Source organism: Microbacterium sp., from assembly GCF_049661145.1.
Lineage (GTDB): Bacteria > Actinomycetota > Actinomycetes > Actinomycetales > Microbacteriaceae > Microbacterium.
Map to the genome: position 1 here is coordinate 1 of NZ_JBASZT010000370.1, position 3,911 is coordinate 3,911.

Here is a 3,911-nt window from a genome sequence, read left to right on the forward strand (position 1 = left end):
GGGTTGTACTTGAAGCCGCCGTCGCGGGGCGGGTTGTGCGACGGGGTGACGACGATGCCGTCGGCGCGGCCCGGGTCGTCGGCGGCGAGCGTGTGGTTGTAGGCGAGGATCGCGTGGCTGAGCGCCGGCGTCGGGACCCACGCATCGCGCGCGTCCACGCGCACGTCGACGCCGTTCGCGACGAGCACCTCGACCGCCGTGCGCTCGGCGGGCAGCGACAGCCCATGGGTGTCCCTCCCGAGGAAGAGCGGGCCCGCGATGCCCTGGGCGGCGCGGTAGTCAACGATCGCCTGGGTGGTGGCGAGGATGTGATCCTCATTGAAGCTCGTGTTGAGCGACGAGCCGCGATGCCCGCTCGTTCCGAACGCGACGCGCTCGGCGGGAACGGAAGGATCGGGATGGCGGTCGTAGTAGGCGGAAATCAGTTCATCGACATCGATGAGGTCGGATGCTTCAGCGGGCTGTCCTGCGCGACTCATGTCCCCAGTCTGTCACTGCCGCCGCGACGATGCACTGCCGGATCGGCCGGGGCAAACCGTCTGCGGCGGTGCGGCACCGGGGCGCGCGCGATCGCCCCGGACGTCAGCGGGGAGGAGGACGAGCGCGGCAACGGCGACGAGTCGTCGGGGCACCCCTTCAGCGTAGGCTGTCCCCCGTGACTTCCGCGCCTCCGACGACAGCCGTGCCTGCGGTCGCCACCCCGACCCGCCGCACGTACAGCTACCTGGGTCCGGCGGGAACCTTCACCGAGGCGGCGCTGGCTCAGGTCCCTGAGGCGCGCGAACAGATCTGGCGTCCCGTGCGCAACGTCGCCGAGGCGCTCGCCGACGTCGTGGAAGGTCGGTCGGATGCCGCGATGATCGCGATCGAAAACTCCGTGGACGGCGGCGTGTCGACGGCGCAGGATGCCCTCGCGACCATCCCCGGGGTGCGGATCGTCGGGGAGTACCTCGTTCCCGTCAACTTCGTGCTCGTGGCCCGTCCGGGTACGCAGCTGGCGGACGTGTCGCTCGTCGCGGCGCACCCCGTCGCATACGCGCAGTGCTTGCACTGGCTGAGCGCGCATCTGCCGACGCACGCGCACCTGCCGGCGGCCAGCAACGTCGCGTCGGCCGTCGGCCTTGTGGATGGCGAGAGCGATGCCGATGCCGCGATCGCTCCGCCCGGCATCCTGGAGCACTACGACCTGGAGCTCCTCGCGGAGGGGATCGGCGACAACGCCAACGCCGTGACGCGGTTCGTGCTGGTCAGCCGTACGGCGGCGCCCGCGCCGCCGACCGGCGCCGACAAGACCTCGCTGATCGTCGAACTGCCCGAGGACCATCCGGGCGCGCTGATGGAGCTGCTCGAGCAGTTCGCGACGCGCGGCGTCAACCTGTCGTTGCTGGCGTCGCGGCCGATCGGCGACGCGCTCGGTCGCTACCGGTTCGTCATCGATGCCGACGGTCATATCGAGGACGAGCGGATGGCCGATGCCCTCATGGGGCTGCGGCGCTTCAGCCCCAAGGTCATCTACCTCGGGTCCTACCCGCGCGCCGATCGCGCCGTCGTGCACTACCCGGACCGCTACTCCGACGAGGTCTTCGTCGAGGCGCGCGACTGGTTGCGCGGCCTCGTCACGGGCGAGCCCGACGCCTGACGCGCCGCCCCGCCGTCGTTTCGCGAAACCGTCGCTGCGGGTCGAGACCGCGTGTCGAACAGGGGGTCTCGACCCGCGGGCGCGGTCTCGCGGGGTTTGGGGTGGAGTCGACGCGTGGGGTGCGGTTCAGGGGGCGAGGAGTTCGAGTGTTTGGGTGCGGCCGTCCGCGGAGTCCAGGGGTTCGGCGTCGTAGGCGCCGGCGACGGGCGAGATCATGACCTCATCGACCCCGTGGGCGGCGGCGAACGTCGCCAGCGCCGCGCGCACCTCGGCGCCGGTCCCGACGAACCAGCGGCGGCGCAGGGCATCGAGCAGGGGCGCTGCGAGGGCGTCGGATGCCTCCGCGGACGCGGCCTGTTCCACGGTCTCCAGCGCGGTCAGCGGGCGGCCCCCGCGCAGACGGGCCATCATGCGGGCTTGCGGCAGCATCCGCCCCTCCGCCTCCGCGGCCGTCGGGGCGGCGACGACGTTTGCGGTGAGGAACGTCCGGGGAGCTGTCAACGTCTCGGAAGGCTGGAACTGCGTGCGGTACAGGTCGAGTGCGCGCTCCAGGCCCTCGCCGGAGAAGTGGTTGGCGAACACGTACGGCAGGCCGAGGGCCGCGGCCAGCTGCGCCGAGTAGTCGCTCGAACCCAGCAGCCACACCTCCGGCACCTCCGTCGCGGCGGGAGTCGCATGGACGGCGTACGTGTCGCCCGACGTGAAGCGGACGGTCGCGCCGTCGCTCGAAACCAACGAGAGGATGTCGCGGACGTGCTCGGGGAAACGTTCGACGTCGCTCGCGGTGCCGGTCCGGCGCAGCAGCTGCGTGATGACGGGGTCGCTGCCCGGAGCGCGACCGATCCCGAGGTCGATGCGGCCGGGCGCGATCGCCTCGAGCGCGGCGAACTGCTCCGCGACGATCAGCGGCGCGTGATTCGGCAGCATGACGCCGCCGGATCCGACGCGGATGCGGGTCGTGCGGCCTACCGCGGCGGCGACGAGCACCGGCGGCGCCGTCGATGCCACGGCGGGCATGTTGTGGTGTTCGGCGAACCAGTAGCGGTGGTAGCCGAGTTCGTCGGCGCGCTGCGCGAGCGCGAGGGAAGCCGCGACGGCTTGCGCGCTGGTCTGGCCGGTACGCACGGGGACGAGGTCGAGAACGGAAAGGGCGGGAGAGGACATCGCCCCGGGACAACGCGCCCCGGCATCCGCTCATTCCGCGCGCGGGTCCTCGGCGCCTGAGGAGCGCCCTAGAGGTTCGGGGACGTGTGTCCGCGCGGCACGGCGAGGCGCAGCCCGCCCGCGTGGATCCGTACGTCGATCTCGGTCGCCTCGCCGAACTCGTCGCCGTCGAGCTGCACAGGCTGCGCGGCGCCGGCGGCGATCTGGATGCCGGTCCCTCGCGCGTACCGCACCGTGTTGTCCTTCGTGCGCAACGCGAGGAATCGGCGCCCGGCGCGGAAACGGCGCAGGACGCTGTTGTCCCACGCGACGCGCCGCCAGACCAGCAGCCAGCCGATGGGGTTCTTCGGCTGGAAGATGACGATGTCGAGCTCGCCGTCGGAGACGGAGGCCTCGGGGATGAGTTCGAGCCCCGCCGGGAGCGATCCGCAGTTGGCGAACAGGACGCTCTGCACGTGGGCGCGATGCATACGGTGGCCGGCGACCTGGTACATCACCGAGAACGGCTTGGCACCCACGAGCGAGCGTGCCGCGCCATCGACGTAGGCGACCCACCCGACCCGCTTCTTGAGATCGCCGCTGGTGTTGGCGATCATCGCGGCATCCAGTCCCATGCCACCCATGACGACGAACGCGCGCTCCTCGCGCTCCCCGTCGGGACGGACGAGATCGGCGAAGCCGATGTCGATGGCGCGCACGTCGCCGTCGAAGGCCGCGGCGACCATGGTGTCGGGGTCGGTGAGGGGCAGACGCAGGTTGCGGGCGAGGAGGTTTCCGGTACCGCTCGGCACGATCGTCAGGGGGACGCCGCTCCCGGCCATCGCCTCGCTGACGGCGCGGACGGTGCCGTCGCCTCCCGCGACGAGCACCGCGGCGGCGCCCGCCTCCAGCGCCTCGCGGGTGATGCCGTCGCCCAGATCATCGACGGTCGTCTCGAAGAAGAGGGACTCCTTCCAGCCGGCCCGGCTCGCGTGATCGGTCACCGAGGCGCGGAGGCTGTCGGCATCCACCTTGATGGGGTTGTAGACGAGGGCGGCGCGACGGCGTTGGGTCGGGGCTGGGACTTGCGCTTGCGGAGCCGGGGCGGGCGAGTCGACCTGCGCCCCAG

3 protein-coding genes and 1 pseudogene are annotated in these 3,911 nt (G+C 71.7%); 1 reads left to right on the forward strand and 3 read right to left on the reverse strand.

Features of this window, described 5'->3' with window-relative positions; genetic code table 11:
• Positions 1 to 479, reverse strand: a pseudogene (locus WBP48_RS15250) (phosphoglucomutase, alpha-D-glucose phosphate-specific); the annotation flags it as partial.
• A 176-nt stretch (positions 480 to 655) separates the two neighbouring features.
• On the opposite strand from WBP48_RS15250, the gene pheA reads away from it, so the two are divergent.
• The gene (gene pheA / locus WBP48_RS15255; protein ID WP_424441604.1) at positions 656 to 1,639 is read left to right on the forward strand and encodes a prephenate dehydratase; all 984 of its coding nucleotides are present in this window, start codon (positions 656 to 658) and stop codon (positions 1,637 to 1,639) included.
• A gap of 126 nt (positions 1,640 to 1,765) precedes the next feature.
• Here pheA and WBP48_RS15260 read toward each other — a convergent pair whose 3' ends face one another.
• Both WBP48_RS15260 and WBP48_RS15265 read right to left on the reverse strand, forming a co-directional pair.
• Complete coding sequence (locus WBP48_RS15260) at positions 1,766 to 2,803, reverse strand: LLM class flavin-dependent oxidoreductase (RefSeq protein ID WP_424441605.1); 1,038 nt, start codon at positions 2,801 to 2,803, stop codon at positions 1,766 to 1,768.
• 68 nt (positions 2,804 to 2,871) lie between these two features.
• A partial coding sequence (locus WBP48_RS15265; RefSeq protein ID WP_424441606.1) for a diacylglycerol/lipid kinase family protein occupies positions 2,872 to 3,911 on the reverse strand: 1,040 nt, incomplete at its 5' end.